Source organism: Streptomyces chartreusis (genome assembly GCF_008704715.1).
Classification (GTDB): Bacteria; Actinomycetota; Actinomycetes; order Streptomycetales; family Streptomycetaceae; genus Streptomyces; species Streptomyces chartreusis.
Window position 1 is genome coordinate 2,432,587 of record NZ_CP023689.1, and the last position, 19,429, is coordinate 2,452,015.

Sequence of the window (19,429 nt, forward strand, 5' to 3'; positions counted from 1 at the left end):
GCACGGAGGAAGCACCGGCGAGCCGTGCGGTGACCGTCGACTCGGGCGCCTTCAAGTGCCGGGGCGGTGCGGCGTGTTCGCCCTTCCGGGCGCCTCGGCCTCTTCGGCAGTGAGCCGGGCGAGCGCCACCGCGCCCCGGCAGCCGTCCCTCACCCAGTCGAGCGTGAGCCCGAGGGGCCGGAAGCGGGCCGTGAGGAGGTCGGTGAGCGGGCCGTCAGGGCCGAGGAGGGAGCCGGTCGCGACGATCCGTTCGCCGGAGCGCGGGGCGAGGGCGCGGACGGTGTCGGTGAGGTGGTCGGCGGCCGTGGCGAGGATCCCCTCGGCGACCGGATCCCGGTGCCGGGCGGCCTCGGCGGCCAGCGGTGCGAGGTCGGCCAGCCGCACGGGCGGGCGGTCCATGGCGGCGGGGAGCAGGTGCATGCGGTAGGCCTCGCGCCGGGCCCGGGTCCAGGACTCGACGTCGTACGGGCCGGGAGCCTCCGGCGGCAGGACGTCCTCGGGTACATCCAACGCCCGCCCGACCGAGGCGCCGAGCGCCGTGGGCGCGCCCCGGCCGTCCGCCATGCGCAGCGCCGCCCGTACCGCCTCGCGCCCGATCCAGAAGCCGCCGCCGTCGTCGCCGAGCAGCCAGCCGTCGCCGGCGACGGTCTCGGTGCAGGCACGCCCGTCGATGCGTCCGGCGACCGCTCCGGTGCCGGCCACCAGCGCGAGCCCGTCGGCGGGGCAGCCGGACGCCGCGGCGAACGCCACCTCGATGTCGCCGTGGATCTCGACCGGGCCGGTGCCGATGCCCAGCCTGCTCAGCGCCACGGTGAGCGCGGCGTACGCCTTGACCCGCCCCGGCTCGTCCGGTGCGGTGCGCGAGGCCCCCGCGAACCCGCCCGCCACGGCCACGACATGACCGCGCAGCTCATCCGGCACGGCTCGCGCGAGGGCCTCGACGAGATGCTCGACGAGCTGCGCCCCGGGGACGGTCAGGGCATTGCCGGGCCCGGAGACACCCTCGCCCTCGGGCTCGCCGCCGCCGACGGGTGCCAGGACGGCGCGCGTACGGGTGCCACCGGCGTCCAGGCCGACGACGTAGGCCGGCGCCGACCCGCCCGAGTCTCGGTTCACATCACTCATCATCACGACCTCACGGCCTCGATCGCACGACCGAGGCCGTACGGCCGCCCCGGCCACCGCCCGTCAGACCCCCGCCAGCACCTCGGCCACCGCCCGCAGATTGGCCCTCCCCCGCCCGTACGAGTGCAGCGCGCCGCCCTCCGGCAGGCCCGTGTCCACCCGCACCGCGTCCGGCCGTCGGCCCAACAGGGCGTCACGCAGGCGCACTTGCCAGGGGTGCAGCCCGGCGTCGCAGGTGGCCACGACCAGCGGGGCGGCACCGCAGCGGCGCACGATCCCCTCGACCAGGTCGTCCGGGTCCGCGCACTCACCGGTCACCGCGGTCCCCGTGGCCGTGGGGTCGACGGCGCGCACCTCGGTGAGCAGGTCCTCGCCGCCCCAGTTGAGGACGGGGTGCGGCGGTGGGAACAGGTCGACGACATGGGCCCCGCGCACGGCGGGCGGCACTCCCCGGCTCCGTACGGCCCGGCGCGCGGCGTCGAGTCCGACGCCGGCGACCTCGGACACCGGGGCGGGGACGGTCGTGGCGGTGGGCGGGGTCGCGTACCGCGCGGCGAGCCGTCGTACCCGCCCTGCCGCCTCCTCGACCCGCTCGGGCGCCAGCGCTCCGGTCCGCAGCGCGTCGAGTACGGCGTCCCGGCAGTCCAGGGTGAGGTCCAAGTCCCCCGCGGAGACGACCACTTGGTCCGCTCCGGCGGCGAGCGCGATCCGGGCGCCGGCCGCCGCGCCGTACTCGTCGGCGATGGCCTTCATCTCCAGCGCGTCGCCGACGAGGACGCCGTCGAAGCCGAGGTCGCGGCGGAGCAGATCGCCCAGGATGCGCCGGCTGAGCGTGGCGGGACGGTTCGGGTCCAGGGCCGGGAAGACGACATGGGCGCTCATCAGCATCGGCACGCCCGCGGCGACGGCCGCGCGGAACGGTTCGAGGTCGGCCCGGAGCTCGTCGTACGGCCGCGGATCGACCGCCACTCCGTGGTGGCTGTCGGTGACGGTGCCGCCGTGGCCGGGGAAGTGCTTGGCGCAGGACGCGACTCCGCGGGCCTCGGTCGCGGTGATCCAGGCGCGCAGATGCCGGGCGGCCGACTCGGGGTCGGCGCCGAAGGAGCGGGTGCGCACGATCGGGTTGTCCGGCCGGTGCTGGAGGTCGGCGACGGGGGCGTAGGAGGCGGTGATGCCGAGGGCGGCCTGGTGCGCGGCGATCTCGTCGGCGCAGCGGGCGGTGAGGTTCGGGTCGTCGACGACGCCGAGGGCATAGGAGCCGGGGGCCTGCGGGGCGCCGACCGTACCGAGGTGGCCGATGCCGCCGCCCTCGTTGTCGATGGCTACGACGAGGTCGGGGCGTATCGCGCGCAGCTCGTCCGTGAGGCGGCGCACCTGCTCGGCGTCGCGTATGTTGCGAGTGAAGAGGATGACGCCGCCGAGGCCGCGGTCGATGAGTTCCTTGAGCGGGTCAGGGACGGTCGTGGCGCCTTCGAACCCGGCGACAAGGCAGCGGTGGGCGGCTTCGTCCAGGTCGACCGGCAGTGCGGTCGACCCGAGGGATGTGTGCTCGAAAGGGCTCACCCCCGTAATGCTCTGGCTCGGTCAGCCGAAAGTCAACCTTCCGGTGGATGACTGATTCAGCCCCTCGGCGTGCAGCTCAACAGCAGAGCACCGGGCGGCAGCTTCCGGGCGGACGGCGCGGCGGAGGGCGGGGCACGCCGGTTCCTGGGCTGGAGCACCGGCGGGCATTGGATGCGGTGAGGGCGGGGATGTACGTATGCAGGTACTCACCTGCCCCGCCTCTGCGCAGGTCGGACCACGCGACGTCCTTCCCGCCCCACCAGCACCACCCGCCCCTCCACGCACACAGCGGCGCGATGCCCCCGGTCACGTCGCTCATCCGCCGACACCCCGTCGGCTGCCGGACACCATCGCTTCACACCGGAAGGGCACGTTGCCGTCGTCCCCTCCTGCCCTCGCCCTCTAGCCGTCCGCCCGCGTCCGCGCGGGTGCGACGCGGAAGGACGACCGCGCCGTGTCCTCCTCGCTCCCGCTCAGCGATCTCCCCGGACCGCTGCCCACCTGCCCGGTCCCCGCAGTCGCCGCCCTGACGACCGTCCCCGCCGCCTCGGCCGCCCCGGCCGAGGCGGGCACCCACTCCCCGCTCACGCCCGCCGACTCCCCCATCGCCCCGGCGCGCCTCGCCCGTCACGCGCTGACGCTGCTCCCGCTCGTGCTCATCGGGGCATGGGCGGCGGCCGACTGGCACACCGTCCGTGACGGCGCCGCCCGGCTCGCCTCCGCCGATCCCTGGTGGCTGCTGGCCGGCCTCTTCTTCACCTGCATGGGCTGGGTGTGCGCCGCCGTCGTCCGCCAAGGGGCGATACCCGACCGCCTGCCGCCGGGCCTGCTGCTGGCGTCGCAGTTCGCGGCGGGCGCCGCCAACCAGGTCCTGCCGGCGTCCATCGGCGCCCACGCCGTCACTCTGCGCTTCCTGCAGAGCCAGGGCATACCGCTGGCCCGGGGCACCGCGTCGCTCGCCCTGTACTCGCTCGCCAAGCCGGTCGCGAAGACGGTCGTGCTGTTCGGCTTCCTCGTGGCGTTCCCCGAACTGCTGCACCTGGGCGAACTCGTTCCGGACCGGCGGACATGGGTCCTGGTCGCCGCGGGCGTCGTGACGGCCCTGGTCACGGCGGCCGTACTCATGACGACCGTACGAGCGCTGCGCCGCCCCCTCCTCGGCTTCGTACGCACCGCCCTGTCCGACGCGCGCATCCTGCACACCCGCCCGAGCCGCGTGCTCGCGCTCTGGGGCGGCGCCGCGGCGACCCCGCTGCTCCAGGCGAGCGTGATCGCCTCGGTCGGCTTCGCGCTGGGGCTGCCGCTGTCCTGGACGCAGGTGACCCTGGCGCTCCTCCTCGCGAGCACGGCGGTCGGCGCCGTGCCCGCGCCCGGCGGGATCGGCCCCGTGGACGCGGCCCTGGTGTTCACGATGGTCACCTTCGGTGCGCCGATGGGCCTGGCCGCGGCGACGGTGATCGGGTACCGCGTGCTGACGGTCTGGGTGCCGCTGCTGCCCGGCGCACTGGTGCTCTCGATCATGGTCCAGCGCAAGATCCTCTGACCGCCGGGGCGCGAGGAAGGCGCCGCTACTCCTGCCCGATCCGCACCACTGCCACGGTGATGTTGTCGGGCCCGCCGGCCTCGATCGCGGCCTTCCACAGCTCGAAGGCCGCCCGGCCGTCGTCGTGCTCGGCGAGGATCTCGTCGAGGACGTCCGTGGGCACCGGGTCCGTGAGGCCGTCCGAGCAGATCAGGTACCGCTCGTCGGGCGCCGGGGTCTCGGAGGTGACGTGGGGCTGGACGGCCCGGTAGGTGGGCGAGCCGCCCAGGCACTGGGTGACCAGGGAGACGGTCCGGCCGGGCGGGTGCGGCGGGTTGTCGTCGACGCTCACCTGGCGCAGCCCGTCGCCGCCGGCCGCGAAGACCTGGCTGTCGCCCACGTTGAACACCAGCACCGAGTCGGCCTGCACGACGAGGCCGGCGACGGTCGTGCCCATGGCGGTGAGCGCGGTCTCCTCGTCACCGCCGGCCGCCTGGTACACGGCGCGGTTGCAGGCGTTCACGGCGTCACGCACGGCGACCTCGCTGGTCAGGGCGGGCCCCAGGGCCGCGAGCTGCCGGGCGACCAGGGAGCTGGCCACCTCGCCGCCGGGATGCCCGCCGAGCCCGTCGGCGACGGCCACGACGAGGGGCGTGCCGAGCGGGAATACCAGGGTCTGCGGATTCTCGGTCACCGTGCCGCACAGCGTCCACGGCCCGACGACGAGGCTGTCCTCGTTCCGTTCGCGCAGCAGTCCGGGATGACTGATCGCACTCACAGCCACGTAGGCCACAGGCCGCCACCGCCCTCCCGCACGGATCCCGACGCCGGACCGGCCCGCCGCCCCGGCTCCCGGCTTACGAGTCTAGGAACACCCGCCTCACCCGTGCCAGCGCACCCGGACGTGACACCGGCCGGGATGCCCGGGGCGGTGTCGCCCCGGGCACTCGTGGCTGAGGGCGGCGGGCCTTCGGTCAGGACTCGTCCGGCGTCATCCGCAGCGAGATGCTGTTGATGCAGTAACGCTGGTCGGTCGGCGTGGCGTAGCCCTCGCCCTCGAAGACGTGTCCGAGGTGGGATCCGCAGTTGGCGCACCGCACCTCGGTGCGGACCATTCCGTGCGAGCGGTCCTCGATCAGCTCGACCGCGTCGGAGTCCTTCGGGTCGTAGAAGGACGGCCAGCCGCAGTGCGACTCGAACTTGGTGGTGGAGGTGAAGAGTTCCGCGCCGCAGGCCCGGCAGGAGTAGACGCCCTTCTCCTTGGTGTTGGTGTACTCACCGGTGAAGGCGGGCTCCGTGCCGGCCTGGCGCAGGACGGCGTACTCGGCCGGAGTCAGCTCCGCGCGCCACTGCTCGTCCGGCTTTTCGACGTCGTACGACATGAGTGTGTGCCCCTCACTTCGACAGGCGGTCCAGGATGAGCGGGCCGAGGTCGGTGACATCGCCCGCGCCCATGGTGAGAACGAGATCACCGGGCTTCGCCATTCCCGCGACGAGCGAGGGCACCTCGCCCTTGTCCGGCACCGCCGTCACCTCGGCCCCGGCCGCCCGGGCCGCCTCGATGATCAGCTCGCTGGTGATGCCGGGGATCGGGTCCTCGCGGGCCGGGTAGATGTCCAGGACCAGCGAGGCGTCGGCCAGAGCGAGGGCGTCGCCCATCTCCTTGCCGAGCTCCTGGGTACGGGAGAACAGGTGGGGCTGGTAGACGACCACGATCCGGGCGTCACCGGCGGCGGCCCGCATCGCCTCCAGGTCGGCGGTCATCTCGGTCGGGTGGTGGGCGTAGGAGTCGATGACCTGGACGCCCGCGACCTCGCCCTTCAGCTGGAGGCGCCGCTTGACACCGGTGTAGGCCGCGAGCGCCGGGGCCAGCTCGGCGGCCGGGACACCGAGGGCCGCGCCCGCCGCGAGGGCGGCGACCGCGTTCAGGGCGTAGTGGCGGCCCGGGACGGAGACCGTGAAGGTGAGCTCCTGACCGTCCAGGACGACGGTGACCTGGCTCTTCAGGCCCTGCGCCACGATGGACAGCACGCGTACGTCGGCGTCCTCGGCCTCGCCGTACGTCACCGTCCGCACGGTCCCGGCGACCTGCCGGGTCAGCTCGCGCGCCCCGTCCTGGTCCGCCGAGATCACCAGCGTCCCGCCCTCGACGATGCGGTCGGCGAACGTCACGAAGGACTCGTAGATCTCGTCCATCGACGCGTAGTTCGCGTGGTGGTCGAGCTCCACGTTCAGGACGATGGCGACTTCGGGGGCGTACTTGTGGAAGCTGCGGTCCGACTCGTCCGCCTCGGCGACGAAGATGTCGCCGTCGCCGTGCAGGGCGTTCGAGCCGGGGGCGTCCAGGTCGCCGCCGATGGCGTACGACGGCTTGAGGCCCAGCTCGGTCAGGGAGACCGCCAGCATCGACGTGGTGGTCGTCTTGCCGTGGGTACCGGCGACGGCGATCGGACGCAGGCCGCCCATCAGCGCGGCGAGCGCGTCGGAGCGGTGCACCACCGGGATGCCCAGCTCGGCGGCGCGGGCCAGCTCGGGGTTGTCCTGCCGGATGGCCGACGACACCACGACACAGCTCGCGTCGTCGGCGAGGTGCTCCGCCGCGTGCCCGATGTGCACGGTCACGCCGAGCGCCCGCAGCGCGTCCGCGGTCGCCGACTCCTTGGCGTCGCTGCCGGCCACCGCGGCCCCGCGCTGGGCGAGAATCTTCGCGATCCCCGACATCCCGGCCCCGCCGATGCCGATGAAGTGCGGTCGGTCCATGGCGGTGGGAATGCCGGGTGCCATGCGTGTTCTCCCAGGATTGCGTACGACGGTGAGGCCCCAGCCTATTGGGTGAGGGGGCTCTCCCCGCGCATGGGACACCGGGACCGGTGCCCACCCAGGGGCGCGGGGAACTGCGCGACCAGCCACCGGCGACCGGCACCCGGCAATTCCCCCTGGCCCCTCACGGCGCTCCCGGTGAGCCGCTACGCCTTGCTGTGCGAGAACAGCTTCAGCACCGGCACGCCGACCTTGTGCCGGGCTCTCGAGGCCCAGTCGCGGTGGAAGAACTCCTCCACGTAGTGCGGGTCGGTCAGCACGATCACCTCGTCGGCGCCGACCTCGTCCACCACGGCCCTGAGCGCGTCCAGCGGATGGTCCTCCAGCAGTCGCCCGCCGGCCTCCGCCCCGGCCGTGCGCAGCGCCGTGAGCGACACCTCCAGCGCCCGCTCCCCCGTGCTCAGTGCCTCTTTCCCCTCCGGGGTCTCCCCCTCCCGGACCGCCTCGTCCAGCTCGCCGAGCGCGATGTCGTCGATGGCGCGCAACAGCCTGTCGGCCTGCTCGCCGCGCGGCTGGAGCAGCACATGGAAGGCGACCTCTTCGTCACCGTGCAAGGTGGTGACGAACTCCACGTCGGCGGACGTCAGGGCCTTCTCGATCATCAAAACGCTTGTGAACACCGGGGCGCCCCTTCTGCGGAAACCATCCTGCCCCGTGCCCGGCACGGGGACTGCGAGATTTAGTGTGCCCGGCGGAAGCTAAACGGAACGGTGGATTCCGCCGTTTTAAGGATCACGGCATCCCTAGAACCCATTTCCGAGCCGACCTAACCTCACGTCCGCCGGTAGCGGCTGAACAGAAAACCCTCCTCCTCCAACAGGGACACCAGCTCGAATCGTTTCGGGACCGCCACCGAGGGCCCGCCGGCGATGCGCTGGGCGTCGCCCGCGGTGAGCATCGGGGAGATCGTCAGACACAGCTCGTCGAGGACGCCGGAGGCCACCAGCTGGCCGAGCAGCCGCGGCCCGCCCTCCGTCAGCAGCCGGGTGTGCCCGAGTTCGGCGAGGGCCTGGACGACGCGAACGGGGTCCACACCGACGCCGTCACCGGCGATCACCACGCGGGCGCCGGCCTTCTCCGCCGCCGCCATCCGGTCGGGGGCCGCGGCGGCACCGGTCAGGATCAGCGTGGGCACCGAGGGCGAGGTGAACAGCGGCAGGCCGAAGTCCAGGTCGAGGCTCGCGCTGATGACCGCGATGGCGGGCGCGGGCCCCTGACCGGCCGCCTCCCTCGCCCCGGCGAACTCCGCACGCGCGCGTGCCGGGCGGTACCCCTCCTGCCGTACCGTTTCGGCACCGACGATCACGACGTCCGCCAGCGCCCGCAGCGTGCCGAAGATGCGCATGTCGGTCGCGGTGGAGATGGGCTGCGAACGCCCGTCGTGCTGGGCCGCGCCGTCCAGCGTGGACACCATGTTGGCCCGCAGCCAGGGCTGCGGCTCCCCGGGACCGGGCTCCGGATAGGCGTAGGCCAGACCGAGCTCGGCGAGGCTCCACTCCCGGTCGACGAGATCACCACCGGGAAGGCCGCCGGACCCACCGGGAACACCACCGGGCCCACCAGGCACGCCCCCGGACCCGTCAGGAACACCGCCGGACCCACCGGACGCGAGCGCACCTCCGGCAGCTCCACCCCCGTCTTCCCCGGCCGAACCGCCGGAGGCCCTCGCTGCTGTTTCATCGGTCACAGGGAACAGGCGTCGCATGTCAAGGAGTGTGGCACGGCGCTTACCATGGTGACCCGTGTCGTCCTCCACAGCCGCGTCCAAGCCGAGCGCGATAGCCGAAGCGAGCCCGCTGTCCCTGTGCACCCGTGAGCCGCATGTGCCCGCGGACCGCCTGGTCGCCGAGATGGTGCCGCCGCCCCGCTTCGACTCGGTCCGCTTCAGCACCTACATCCCGGACCCGAACCAGCCCAGCCAGACCGAGGCGGTCGGCGTCCTGGAGGACTTCGCCGGCGGGCTCGGCGGAGCCCACGCGAGCGGCGCGGGCAAGGCCAAGCGCGGCTTCCTCGGCTTCGGCCGGTCCAAGGCCCCCAGGACCCCGGCGGGCCCTCGCGGCGTCTACCTCGACGGCGGCTACGGCGTCGGCAAGACCCATCTGCTCGCCTCCCTCTGGCACGCCACCCCGGCCGAGCCGTCCCTGAAGGCGTTCGGCACGTTCGTCGAGCTGACCAACCTCGTCGGCGCCCTCGGCTTCCAGCAGACCGTGCAGACCCTCTCCGGTCACCGTCTGCTGTGCATCGACGAGTTCGAGCTCGACGACCCGGGCGACACCGTCCTCGTCTCCACCCTGCTCGGCAAGCTCGTCGACGCGGGCGTGGCGCTCGCCGCCACCTCCAACACGCTGCCCGGCAAGCTGGGCGAGGGCCGCTTCGCGGCGGCCGACTTCCTGCGCGAGATCCAGGGCCTGTCGGCACACTTCCGCGCCCTGCGCATCGACGGCGAGGACTACCGCCACCGCGGTCTGCCCGAGGCTCCGGCGCCGTACTCCGACGAGCAGGTGACGAAGGCGGCGTACGCCACCGAGGGCGCCTCCCTCGACGACTTCCCGCATCTGCTGGAGCACCTCGCCCGCGTCCACCCCAGTCGCTACGGTGCGTTGACCGACGACCTGAAGGCCGTCTGCCTCACCGATGTGCAGCCGATCGAGGACCAGTCCACCGCCCTGCGGCTGGTGGTGCTCGCCGACCGGCTCTACGACCGTGAAGTCCCGGTCCTGGCCTCGGGGTTGCCCTTCGATCGGCTCTTCAGCGAGGAGATGCTGAAGGGCGGCTACCGCAAGAAGTACTTCCGCGCCATCTCGCGACTCACCGCGCTCGCGCGCGACGCCAAGGGCCTCGTCACCGCCTGACGTCCGACCGCCCCTCAACTCCCCCTGTTCAGGGGGAGGTTCCGGCCATGCCACCCGCGCATTTCAGGCTCTCTTCAGGTTGAAACGTTAAGTTAACCCTGCAAACAACTTTGCCGGGCTAATGTGTTTCTTGACCAACGATTGACCAAGCGTTGGTCTGCGCATGAGGTGTGGACCGTCTGGAGGGAGGCGCATGTTCCGAGGTACGACGGCCAGGACCGTGATGTCGACCCTCGCCGCCGTCCTGCTCGCCCTCCAGTTCTTCGCACCCGGCGCTTCCTTCGCACACGCGCATACGGTCAGTCAGGCCGAGGCCAAAGCCCTCCCCGGAATCAAGCTCTCCGGGAAGGCGCTGCGCGACGAAACCCTCATGTCCCGCGAGTGCGCACCGTCGGGTGATGGAGACCCGACCGGCCCACTGCGCACCCGGGACCGTTCACGCCTCGCCGACTGCGGGCCCACGACGCCCGACCGACCGCCCCTGAAGCGGGACCCCGCCGCCGCGCACGCGCCCGCCATACCCGGCTCCGCGCAGCACCGCACGTCGAGACCGTCGGCGTCGCACACCCCGGCCGCGCTCCAGGTCTTTCGCTGCTGAGAAGCAGAGCAGCCCCCCCCCACCTCTGTCATGCAAACCCCGACGCGCCGACGGCGGCGCGCCAGGAGGAGTCACCACACATGCAGCCCCTCATCGACAACGCCCGTATGTTCGGACAGCGCCCTGAGGAGTTCGCCAGGCTCGCCGAAGGGCAGTCTCCGCAGGTCCTGTTCATCACCTGCTCCGATTCCCGGGTCGTTCCGGCCCTGATCACGGGCGCCCGTCCCGGCGAGCTCTTCGAGCTGCGCACCGCGGGCAACATCGTCCCGCCGTACACCTCCGAGCACCCCACGAGCGAGGCGGCCACCATCGAGTACGCCGTGGAGGTCCTCGGCGTCCGCGACATCGTGGTCTGCGGCCACTCCCACTGCGGGGCCGTCGGCGCGCTGGTGCGCGGCGACGACCTGGACGCCGTGCCGGCCGTGCGCGACTGGCTCGCGAACGCCACCCCGCGCCCCACCGGTGCCGCCGAGGACCCGGAGGTCGCCGAGGGCGTCCAGGCCCATGTGCTGACGCAGCTGCTGCGGCTGCGTTCGTACCCGTTCATCGAGAAGAAGCTGAAGGAGCGTCAACTGGCCCTGCACGCCTGGTACTACGAGGTGCACAAGGGCGCCGTGCGCGCCCACAGCACCGAGACCGACGCGTTCGAGGCGCTGTGATCGCCATGATGACCAAATTCCCCCACATACGGCAGGACTTCGCTGCCTCGCTGGTCGTCTTCCTGGTCGCGCTGCCGCTGTGCGTCGGCGTGGCCGTCGCCTCCGGAGTGCCGGCCGAGCTCGGGCTCGTCACCGGCATAGTCGGCGGCATCGTCACCGGGCTGATGCGCGGCAGCAGCCTCCAGGTCTCCGGGCCCGCCGCCGGTCTGACGGTGCTGGTCTACGAGGCCGTCCAGGAGTTCGGGCTGCCGGTCCTCGGTGTGCTGGTGCTCGCCACGGGCCTGCTCCAGCTCCTCATGGGCGCCCTGAGGCTGGGGCGCTGGTTCCGGGCCATCTCGGTCTCCGTCGTCGAGGGCATGCTGGCCGGCATCGGCCTGGTGCTCATCGCCGGCCAGCTCTACGCGGTCGCGGACGCCGAGGCGCCCGCCTCGGGCCTGGAGAAGATAGCCGGGCTGCCCGGCGCCCTCGCCGGGGCCGCCGGGAGCACCGAGGCGCTGGCCTCGATCGGACTGGGCGCCGGCACCGTCGCCGTACTGGTGCTGTGGCGGCGGCTGCCGCGCCTCGTGCGTACCGTTCCCGGCCCGCTGGCGGCCGTGGGGCTCGCCACGCTGGCCGCCGCGGTGTTCGCGCTGCCGGTCGCCACCGTCGAGGTCAAGGGACTGCTGGGCTCCGTCCAGCCGCCCTCCCTGACCGCCTTCGGTGAGCTCGCCGACGTGGGCGTGCTCGCCACGATCGTCGCCTTCACCCTCATCGCGTCCGCCGAGTCGCTGTTCAGCGCGGCGGCCGTGGACCGGCTGCACGACGGGCCGCGCACCCAGTACGACAAGGAGCTGATGGCGCAGGGCGCCGGCAACACCGTCTGCGGTGCGCTCGGGGCGCTGCCGATGACCGCGGTCATCGTGCGCAGCTCCGCCAACGTCCAGGCGGGCGCGAGGACCAAGGCGTCCCGGGTCATGCACGGCGTGTGGCTGCTGCTGTTCGCGGCGCTGCTGCCCGCCACGCTGGCGCTGATCCCGATCCCCGCGCTGGCCGGCATCCTGGTCCACGCGGGCTGGAAGCTGATCCCCTTCCGCGGGATCGTCTCGCTGTGGCGGGGGCACCGCGGCGAGGCGCTGATCCTCGTCGTCACCGCCCTGTCGATCGTCGCGGTGAACATGTTCGAGGGCGTGCTGATCGGTCTGGCCCTGTCGGTCGCCAAGACCGCCTGGGAGGCCTCGCACGTGAAGCTGGAGGTCATCGACAAGGGCGCGGGACCCATCCAGGCGTACCTGTCGGGCAACGCGACCTTCCTCAGGCTGCCGAAGATCCTCGACAGCCTGGAGGCCCTGCCGCAGGACCGTCCGGTGGAGCTGGACCTGTCCGGGCTGCACCACCTCGACCACGCCTGCCGTACGGCCCTGGAGAACTGGGCCGAACGCCACAGCGCGGCCGGCACGGAACCGGTGCGGGTCACGGCGCCCTGACCGGCGTAAGCCCCCCGTAAGGCATGACCGCTGGTCCGGGGCCGTTTATGGCCCCGGACCAGACTCCGGGCATATCGTTGCAAGAGCATACGGAACTGACCTCTCGGCGAGGAGGTCGTCATGGTCGAGGAAGTACTGGGCATCGTCGCGGGTGTGGGTGCCGCGGGCCTGGTGTACGTCGCCGCCGCGGCGCGCGTCGTCAAGCAGTACGAACGCGGGGTCGTCCTGCGGCTCGGACGGCTGGCCGGAGACGTGCGGGCTCCCGGGTTCACGATGATCGTTCCGATCGTGGACCGGCTGCACAAGGTCAACATGCAGATCGTCACGATGCCGGTGCCGGCCCAGGAGGGCATCACCCGCGACAACGTGACCGTGCGGGTGGACGCCGTCGTGTACTTCAAGGTGATCGAGCCCTCGAGCGCCCTCATCAAGGTCGAGGACTACAAGTACGCGGTCTCGCAGATGGCGCAGACGTCCCTGCGCTCGATCATCGGCAAGAGCGACCTGGACGACCTGCTCTCCAACCGCGAGAAGCTCAACCAGGGCCTTGAGCTGATGATCGACAGCCCGGCCATCGGCTGGGGCGTGCAGGTGGACCGCGTCGAGATCAAGGACGTGTCGCTGCCGGAGTCGATGAAGCGCTCCATGGCCCGGCAGGCCGAGGCGGACCGCGAGCGGCGGGCCCGCATCATCAACGCCGACGCCGAGCTGCAGGCCTCCCGGAAGCTGGCCGAGGCCGCCCATCAGATGGAGGACACCCCCTCCGCGCTCCAGCTGCGCCTCCTGCAGACGGTGATGGCGGTGGCCGCGGAGAAGAACTCCACGCTGGTCCTGCCGATCCCGGTGGAGCTGCTGCGCTTCCTGGAGCGGGGCGGCGAGGAGCACGAGGACCAGCCCACACGGCGCTACGCCGCTCCTCCCGTGGAGAGTCCCGCCGACAAGGACGACCGGCAGGCCGTCGAGCCCCCGGCCGAGCGGGAGATCGAGCCCCCGCCCGAGCGGGAGGTCGAGCGGACCATCGAGGACATCATCGAGGACGCCCACGGGAAGTGACACGTGCTACGCGCGTGGTTCCAGAGGCCCGCGCCAGGTGATAGACACAGCGGGGTCACAGTCCCTGTCCGCCAACAGGAAGGCTGCCCCATGTCCGAAAACGCGCCTGTCACGGCGTCCGAGTCCGGCTCCACGACCCGCCGTCAGCTGCTCGCCCGCACCGGGGCGTTGAGCGTCTCGATCGCCTTCGCCGGAAATCTCACCGAACTCTTCGCGGGCACCGCCGCCGCACAGACCCTGGGCCACACGGGATACGGCCCGCTGGTCCCCGACCCCGACGGTCTGCTCGATCTGCCGGAAGGTTTCAGCTACCGGGTCCTCTCCCGTGAGGGCGACCGGCTCCGCTCGGGCGAGGGCCCGGTGCCCTCCAACCACGACGGCATGACGGCCCTGCCCGGCAGAGGCGGCCGCGTCCACCTGGTCCGCAACCACGAGAACCGCGCCGACGGCAGGGTCCCGGTGCCCACGGTCACGGGCCTCACCTACGACCCGGCCGGCAAGGGCGGCTGTACGGCCCTGACGCTCGACCGGCACGGCCATGTCCTGTCGGAGCGTGTCGCCATCGCCGGCACCGCCGTCAACTGCGCGGGCGGGCCCACCCCTTGGGGTACCTGGCTGACCTGCGAGGAGACCGAGGACCGGGCCGGCACCAACGGCTACACCAAGGACCACGGCTTCATCTTCGAGGTCGATCCGTCGAACCCGTACGCCTCCGGCGCGGTCCCGCTCACCGCGATGGGCCGCTTCCAGCACGAGGCGATCGCGGTGGACCCGAAGCGCGGCGTCGTCTACGAGACCGAGGACGCCTTCCTCAAGCCCTTCGGTCTGTTCTACCGCTTCCTGCCGAACCAGCCGCGCGGCGGCCTGGGCACCCTGCGTGCGGGTGGCCGGCTCCAGGCGATGCGGGTGCCGGGCGTGCCCGACCTGTCGTCGATCCAGGAGCCGGGAGCGAGCTTCGGGAACGTCGAGTGGGTCGACGTACCGGACCCGCTGGCCAGGCAGACCCCCATCCGGCTCCAGGACTTCGGCCCTAAGGGCATCACGCACGCGCAGAAGCTGGAGGGCTGCTACTGGGGCGGTCGCAGCGTGTACTTCGTCTCCTCCTTCGCCCACAGCGCGGAGGGTTCGGCGGCGGACCACTACGGCCAGATCTGGCGCTACGACCCCACCGAGCGCCGTCTCACCCTGGTGATCGTCTTCGGGCCTGACACGGATGTGCAGCTGCCGGGCGAGTCCCCGGACAACATCTGCCTCGCGCCCAGCGGCGGCCTGATGGTCTGCGAGGACGGCAACGGCGCCCAGCACGTCTTCGGGGTGACGCGGCGCGGCGAGGTGTACGCGATGGCGCGCAACGCGCAGAACCTGGGCACGCCCGAGGAGCCGGAGTGGGGCGAGTTCGCCGGGGTCACGTTCTCGCCGGACGGCCGCACGATGTACGTCAACTGCTACACACCGGGCACGACGTTCGCGGTGACCGGACCCTGGCGCAAGTGACGGCCCGGTCACGGGACTCCCTGTGGAAGCAGACCCTCCGGGACGTCCTCTAACCTGTGCGGCATGAACGCACCGGGGGATCTCGTCGACGGCCGTTTCGAGCTGGTGGAACGGCTCGGCAGTGGAGGTATGGGCACCGTGTGGCGGGCTCGCGACACGGTGCTCGACCGCGAGGTCGCGCTCAAGGCGGTGCGGTCCGACGCGGACACGGTCGGCGTGGTGCGCGAGCGTGTGATGCGGGAGGCGCGGGCGCTGGCCCGGCTCAGCCACCCGAACGTGGTGACGGTCCACCAGATAGTGGATGCCGAACCGCATCCGTGGATCGTGATGGAGCTGGTGCCGGGCCTCTCGCTGCAACAGCGGCTGGACGAGGGCCCGTTGACGCCCGCAGGGACGGCCCGGCTCGGCCGCCAGGTGCTCGCCGCGCTGCGGGCCGCGCACGCGGCGGGCATCCAGCACCGGGACGTCAAGCCGGCCAACATCCTGCTGCGGCCCGACGGCAGCGCGGTCCTCACCGACTTCGGCATCGCCGCCCTCCAGGGCACGTCGGGGCTCACGGCGACCGGTGAACTGGTCGGCTCGCCCGAGTACATGGCTCCGGAGCGGATCCGGGGCCACGGCGACGACCCATCCGCCGACCTCTGGTCGCTGGGGGTGGTCCTGTACGTCTGCGCCGAGGGCATCAGCCCGCTGCGCCGCCCGACCACCCTCGCCACCCTGGCCGCCGTACTCGACGACCCGCTGCCTCCGTCGTCCCGCTCGGGCCCGCTGACGCCGGTGCTCGAAGCGCTGCTGGTCCGGGACCCGGCGGCCCGGCCGGACGCCGCCCGGCTGGACGCGATGCTGACGCAGGTGGAGTCGGGGGCGACGCCGTACTGGGCCGCCCAGCCGACGATGACCGCCACCGCGCCGCACCCGATGCCGGCACCCACCCCCACCCAGCTGGACACCCCGCGCCCCACGGTCCCTCAGCGCGCGAGCGGCACCCGGCGGCGCACACCCCTCGTGGTCGCCGCGACCGCGGTGCTGGCGATCGCCACGGCCACGACGCTGATCCTCACCCTGCGCACCGGTGGCACGGGCGGTACGGGTGACACGGGCGGTACCGGTGGCACGGGCGGCAACAAGGCCGGCGCCACGACGGATCCGTCGGCCAAGGCGTCCACGCCCACCCCGTCGGACCGGCAGACGCCCCCCGCGCCGTCACCCAGCCAGAAGACCCCCACTCGCACGCCCACACCCAAGCCCGGCAACCTGGCCGGCCGCTGGATCGCGCAGCTCCACTCCGAACCCGTCTCCGCGGGCCTCGCCAACCGGGACCGCAGGCTCACCACGATCCGCCGGTCGGTTCCGCAGGCCAAGGTGCTCCGCAGCGACGACTTCGCGTCCCTGCGCGGCGGCTACTGGGTGTTCTACGCCCCCGGCCCCTTCCCCAACGGCCGTGCGGCGCTGACCTTCTGCGCCGAGCACGACCGCACCACGGTGAACAGCTGCATCGGCCGCTACCTGAGCAAGAACCCGAAGGACTTCGACCTCCAGTGCCGCCCTCCGGCCTCCGCGCCGACGGGCACCTGCACCCGCAAGAACGGCAACGGCTGACGGACCCGGGCCCGCCGGGCGGGTGACGCGGGCCCGGCGCACCCTTCGGCGTGCCGAAACGACCGTTTGATTATCATATCTTCATTTGGTGATCACTCCTGTACGAAGCGTCACCGCCGCCTGCGTCCTGGGTGCGGCCCTCGTCGTGCTCGCCGCGTGCGGGGCGCGCGAGACGACCCGGGCCCCCCTCCCGGCGCCCAGCGCCACCTCTCCGGTGGCCGAGCCGCCGACCCTCGCACCCGGGCCCGCGGGCATGACGGCCGTCTTCGAGCACGGCCCGCGCGACGCGGGGCGGACCGTCGCGCTCACCTTCGACGCCGACATGACCGCCGACCAGGGGCCGCGGGCGGCACAGGGCGAGCGGTTCGACAATCCGGGGCTGATCGCGGCGCTGCGGGAGCTGAAGGTGCCGGCGACCGTGTTCATGACGGGGCGATGGGCCGAGGAGTACCCGCGGCAGGCCCGGTCCATCGGCCGGGACCCCCTCTTCGAGGTCGCCAGCCACTCCTACAGCCACTACGCCTTCACCGACCACTGCTACGGGCTGCCGACGATCGGCGAGGAAGGGATGCGGGCGGACGTGGAGCGGGCGTACGCGGTGTTCCGGAAGGTGGGGATCCGAGACGCGGTGCCCTACTTCCGGTTTCCGGGCGGGTGCCACGACCGGCGGGCCCTCGAAGCGCTGACCCCGGTCGGTGTCACGGCCGTGCAGTGGGACGTGGTGAGCGGGGACGCCTTCGCGACGGACGCCGGCGCGGTCGCCCGGGAGGTGCTGAACGGGGTGCGGCCCGGGTCCGTGGTCGTCCTGCACTGCACGCGCAGTGCCGCCCCGACGACCGAGCGGGTGGTGCGCAGCATCGTGCCGGAGCTGCGCGCGAAGGGCTTCCGGCTGGTGAAGGTGTCCGAGCTGATCGGGGCCTCGAACGGGCGGCGCTGAGCGTCCTACGCTGGAGTCATGAGCGAGGACTACTGCACGATCGTCGACGTGCCGAAGCCGCCGAAGGCGGAGGGACCGCCGTACGCCGAGTGCGTGCTTTGCCGGGAGCCGACGGAATACCCGGAGTCGTACAAGGGGATCACCCTGTGCCCGGTGTGTGAGTGGCAGGAGGCGCAGCGCACGGCGTGCTCAGGGTGATCTGCGGGACGTGAGCGCGCAGGCCGCCGCGATCGCCGCTGCCGTGAGCAGGGCCGCGGCCGCCAGGGGCAGTACCGGCATCGGGACCGTGCCCGAGCGGGAGCCCGTGACCAGGCCGCTGACCGCCGCCTGTGCCGGGGAGCCCGTCACCACCACGGACAGCAGGGCCGCGAGCAGCATCGTCGGCACCGCGCGGCCGGTCGAGCGCAGCACCGGCCAGGTGGTGAGGGCGCCGACGGCCGTACCCAGCAGGGCGCAGGCCAGCGTGGCGAGCAGTCCGGCCGCGCCCGCCGCGAGGCGTGACAGGTGCGTCTCGTTGTCCGCGCTCGCCGAGTGGCTGATCAGGGTCACGGCGACGGTCGCGACCAACCCCAGGGCCACGGCGGTGGCCAGTGCCACCAGCAGCGCGGCGAGGTGCGCCCGCCCGGGGCCCACCGCCGCGGAGACGCAACTGCGGGCGGCGGGCGGTTCGTTGGTGACGCAGATCCGTACCAGCCAGGCGGCGACGGGCAGCAGGGCCGCGGCCGTGTAGCCGAGCGAGTCGAGGATCGGCTGGCCGCCCTGCACGCCGATGCCGAGGAACGCGACGTACAGGATGAGCGGCGGCAGCCAGCGCTGCGAGCGGGCGAGCAGGGCGGCCTGATATCCGAGCAGGGCGGTCATCTGCGGCTCTCGTGGTCGGGGGTCGGCTGCGGGCCCACGCTCACCACGTGCCAGGGCGGCCGGGCGGTGAGCAGTGCCCGCAGAAGGATGTCGGAGTGCGACGCGGGCACGGTGAGACGGTGGGTGCCGGGGGTGAGTTCCTCGGCAGAGGCGGCCGTGCGGATCGCGTCGGCGGGGAGTCGCCCGCCCTTCGGTCCCTGGACGACGACGGCCACGCGCGGGCCCTCGGGCTCGGCGGACGCCGGTTCGCCGCGGAGCCGAAGTCCCGCGTCGCGCACGGTGTACGTCGCGTCGGGCGCCCCCGCCAGGCGGCGCGGGTCGTGGTCCACGAAGACCACGGCGGTGCCGCCCGCGGTCCGTTCGGCGACGGCCCGCTCCAGCTCCGCGCGGGCGTCGGTGTCCAGGCCGGTCCATGCCTCGTCCAGCACGAGCAGCCCCGGTTCGGCGAGCAGGGCCTGCGCGACGGCGACCTTCTGGCTGCTGCCTTTCGACAACTGGGCCATGGGGGTACGGGCGTAGGGGGCGGCGCCGAAGCGGTCGAGCCAGTCGCCCGCGGCGCGCTTGGCAGCGAGGTGGGACAGGCCGTGGACCTTGCCGAGGTGGGTGAGGTAGCCGAGGGCGGTGAAGGGGAGCGCCGTGGGGAAGCGCTCGGGGACGTACGCGGTCCGGGGACGGCCGGTGATACGGCCCTCGGTCGGGGCGTCCATGCCCGCCAGGAGCCGCAGGAGGGTGGACTTGCCGGTGCCGTTGGGGCCTTCTATTCGGATGAGGGTGCCGGGCAGCACGGTGAGGTGGATGCCGCGTAAGACCCATGGACCGCGCAGGCCGTAGCGGCGGCCCACGTTGTCCAGACGAAGATCGCGTCGCATGAGGGGCATCTTCT

General features: G+C 72.7%; 19 protein-coding genes. 10 read left to right on the top strand and 9 right to left on the bottom strand.

Annotated features, from left to right (window positions below; all coding sequences use genetic code 11):
- Nucleotides 1–51: 51 nt before the first annotated feature.
- Together CP983_RS10195 and CP983_RS10200 are read right to left on the bottom strand one after the other, a co-directional pair.
- Nucleotides 52–1,125, bottom strand: a complete 1,074-nt coding sequence (locus CP983_RS10195) for an N-acetylglucosamine kinase (RefSeq protein ID WP_229914685.1) — start codon at nt 1,123–1,125, stop codon at nt 52–54.
- 63 nt (nt 1,126–1,188) lie between these two features.
- Nucleotides 1,189–2,688 (bottom strand): glycoside hydrolase family 3 N-terminal domain-containing protein, encoded by a 1,500-nt coding sequence (locus CP983_RS10200; RefSeq protein ID WP_150499377.1) that lies wholly within the window; start codon nt 2,686–2,688, stop codon nt 1,189–1,191.
- A 454-nt stretch (nt 2,689–3,142) separates the two neighbouring features.
- Here CP983_RS10200 and CP983_RS10205 point away from each other — a divergent pair, with 454 nt between their 5' ends.
- Nucleotides 3,143–4,231 carry a lysylphosphatidylglycerol synthase transmembrane domain-containing protein gene (locus CP983_RS10205; RefSeq protein WP_229914686.1) on the top strand — a complete coding sequence of 363 codons (1,089 nt, stop codon included), beginning with the start codon at nt 3,143–3,145 and terminating at the stop codon, nt 4,229–4,231.
- A gap of 25 nt (nt 4,232–4,256) precedes the next feature.
- Here CP983_RS10205 and CP983_RS10210 read toward each other — a convergent pair whose 3' ends face one another.
- The 5 genes from CP983_RS10210 to CP983_RS10230 form a co-directional block, all read right to left on the bottom strand.
- Nucleotides 4,257–5,003, bottom strand: coding sequence for a PP2C family protein-serine/threonine phosphatase (locus tag CP983_RS10210; protein WP_150499378.1), 747 nt, complete (start codon nt 5,001–5,003; stop codon nt 4,257–4,259).
- Between the two features lie 181 nt (nt 5,004–5,184).
- The gene (msrB, locus tag CP983_RS10215; RefSeq protein WP_107907668.1) at nt 5,185–5,592 is read right to left on the bottom strand and encodes a peptide-methionine (R)-S-oxide reductase MsrB; all 408 of its coding nucleotides are present in this window, start codon (nt 5,590–5,592) and stop codon (nt 5,185–5,187) included.
- A 13-nt stretch (nt 5,593–5,605) separates the two neighbouring features.
- Entirely contained in the window at nt 5,606–6,994 is a 1,389-nt protein-coding gene (gene murC / locus CP983_RS10220; RefSeq protein ID WP_150499379.1) for a UDP-N-acetylmuramate--L-alanine ligase, read from the bottom strand.
- Nucleotides 6,995–7,176: 182 nt separating this feature from the next.
- Nucleotides 7,177–7,632 (bottom strand): indole-3-glycerol phosphate synthase, encoded by a 456-nt coding sequence (locus CP983_RS10225; protein WP_107907666.1) that lies wholly within the window; start codon nt 7,630–7,632, stop codon nt 7,177–7,179.
- A 170-nt stretch (nt 7,633–7,802) separates the two neighbouring features.
- Entirely contained in the window at nt 7,803–8,735 is a 933-nt protein-coding gene (locus CP983_RS10230) for a pyrimidine reductase family protein (protein ID WP_373309794.1), read from the bottom strand.
- 37 nt (nt 8,736–8,772) lie between these two features.
- Here CP983_RS10230 and zapE point away from each other — a divergent pair, with 37 nt between their 5' ends.
- From zapE to CP983_RS10280, 9 genes are all read left to right on the top strand, one after another.
- Nucleotides 8,773–9,882: a cell division protein ZapE gene (gene zapE, locus CP983_RS10240; RefSeq protein WP_125528591.1), complete on the top strand. Its 1,110-nt coding sequence runs from the start codon at nt 8,773–8,775 to the stop codon at nt 9,880–9,882.
- A 193-nt stretch (nt 9,883–10,075) separates the two neighbouring features.
- A complete protein-coding gene (locus tag CP983_RS10245; RefSeq protein WP_150499380.1) occupies nt 10,076–10,480 on the top strand; it encodes a hypothetical protein in 405 nt (134 codons plus the stop codon).
- An 80-nt stretch (nt 10,481–10,560) separates the two neighbouring features.
- A complete protein-coding gene (locus CP983_RS10250) occupies nt 10,561–11,139 on the top strand; it encodes a carbonic anhydrase (protein ID WP_107907663.1) in 579 nt (192 codons plus the stop codon).
- Between the two features lie 5 nt (nt 11,140–11,144).
- Nucleotides 11,145–12,602 (top strand): SulP family inorganic anion transporter, encoded by a 1,458-nt coding sequence (locus CP983_RS10255; protein WP_107908347.1) that lies wholly within the window; start codon nt 11,145–11,147, stop codon nt 12,600–12,602.
- Between the two features lie 120 nt (nt 12,603–12,722).
- Nucleotides 12,723–13,655 (top strand): slipin family protein, encoded by a 933-nt coding sequence (locus CP983_RS10260; protein WP_150499381.1) that lies wholly within the window; start codon nt 12,723–12,725, stop codon nt 13,653–13,655.
- A gap of 90 nt (nt 13,656–13,745) precedes the next feature.
- Nucleotides 13,746–15,149 (top strand): PhoX family protein, encoded by a 1,404-nt coding sequence (locus CP983_RS10265; protein WP_150499382.1) that lies wholly within the window; start codon nt 13,746–13,748, stop codon nt 15,147–15,149.
- A 63-nt stretch (nt 15,150–15,212) separates the two neighbouring features.
- Nucleotides 15,213–16,748, top strand: a complete 1,536-nt coding sequence (locus CP983_RS10270) for a serine/threonine-protein kinase (RefSeq protein ID WP_150499383.1) — start codon at nt 15,213–15,215, stop codon at nt 16,746–16,748.
- Nucleotides 16,749–16,836: 88 nt separating this feature from the next.
- Nucleotides 16,837–17,685, top strand: coding sequence for a polysaccharide deacetylase family protein (locus CP983_RS10275; protein WP_150499384.1), 849 nt, complete (start codon nt 16,837–16,839; stop codon nt 17,683–17,685).
- An 18-nt stretch (nt 17,686–17,703) separates the two neighbouring features.
- Nucleotides 17,704–17,883: a hypothetical protein gene (locus CP983_RS10280; protein ID WP_093747633.1), complete on the top strand. Its 180-nt coding sequence runs from the start codon at nt 17,704–17,706 to the stop codon at nt 17,881–17,883.
- Here the strand turns inward: CP983_RS10280 and CP983_RS10285 are convergent.
- Nucleotides 17,875–18,546, bottom strand: coding sequence for an ABC transporter (locus CP983_RS10285; protein ID WP_150499385.1), 672 nt, complete (start codon nt 18,544–18,546; stop codon nt 17,875–17,877). The genes CP983_RS10280 and CP983_RS10285 overlap by 9 nt on opposite strands.
- On the bottom strand, nt 18,543–19,415 hold the full coding sequence (locus CP983_RS10290) for an ABC transporter ATP-binding protein (protein ID WP_150499386.1): 873 nt from the start codon (nt 19,413–19,415) through the stop codon (nt 18,543–18,545). Before CP983_RS10290 ends, CP983_RS10285 begins: the two co-directional genes overlap by 4 nt.
- Nucleotides 19,416–19,429 lie beyond the last annotated feature (14 nt).

Excerpts from the sequence above, each read along its gene's own strand:
- CP983_RS10195 (WP_229914685.1), bottom strand. The coding sequence starts at position 1,125 with ATGAGTGATGTGAACCGAGACTCGGGCGGGTCGGCGCCGGCCTACGTC.
- msrB (WP_107907668.1), bottom strand. The coding sequence starts at position 5,592 with ATGTCGTACGACGTCGAAAAGCCGGACGAGCAGTGGCGCGCGGAGCTG.
- murC (WP_150499379.1), bottom strand. The coding sequence starts at position 6,994 with ATGGCACCCGGCATTCCCACCGCCATGGACCGACCGCACTTCATCGGC.
- CP983_RS10225 (WP_107907666.1), bottom strand. The coding sequence starts at position 7,632 with ATGATCGAGAAGGCCCTGACGTCCGCCGACGTGGAGTTCGTCACCACC.
- CP983_RS10230 (WP_373309794.1), bottom strand. The coding sequence starts at position 8,735 with ATGCGACGCCTGTTCCCTGTGACCGATGAAACAGCAGCGAGGGCCTCC.
- CP983_RS10245 (WP_150499380.1), top strand. The coding sequence starts at position 10,076 with ATGTTCCGAGGTACGACGGCCAGGACCGTGATGTCGACCCTCGCCGCC.
- CP983_RS10250 (WP_107907663.1), top strand. The coding sequence starts at position 10,561 with ATGCAGCCCCTCATCGACAACGCCCGTATGTTCGGACAGCGCCCTGAG.
- CP983_RS10255 (WP_107908347.1), top strand. The coding sequence starts at position 11,145 with ATGATGACCAAATTCCCCCACATACGGCAGGACTTCGCTGCCTCGCTG.
- CP983_RS10260 (WP_150499381.1), top strand. The coding sequence starts at position 12,723 with ATGGTCGAGGAAGTACTGGGCATCGTCGCGGGTGTGGGTGCCGCGGGC.
- CP983_RS10265 (WP_150499382.1), top strand. The coding sequence starts at position 13,746 with ATGTCCGAAAACGCGCCTGTCACGGCGTCCGAGTCCGGCTCCACGACC.
- CP983_RS10270 (WP_150499383.1), top strand. The coding sequence starts at position 15,213 with ATGAACGCACCGGGGGATCTCGTCGACGGCCGTTTCGAGCTGGTGGAA.
- CP983_RS10280 (WP_093747633.1), top strand. The coding sequence starts at position 17,704 with ATGAGCGAGGACTACTGCACGATCGTCGACGTGCCGAAGCCGCCGAAG.
- CP983_RS10285 (WP_150499385.1), bottom strand. The coding sequence starts at position 18,546 with ATGACCGCCCTGCTCGGATATCAGGCCGCCCTGCTCGCCCGCTCGCAG.
- CP983_RS10290 (WP_150499386.1), bottom strand. The coding sequence starts at position 19,415 with ATGCGACGCGATCTTCGTCTGGACAACGTGGGCCGCCGCTACGGCCTG.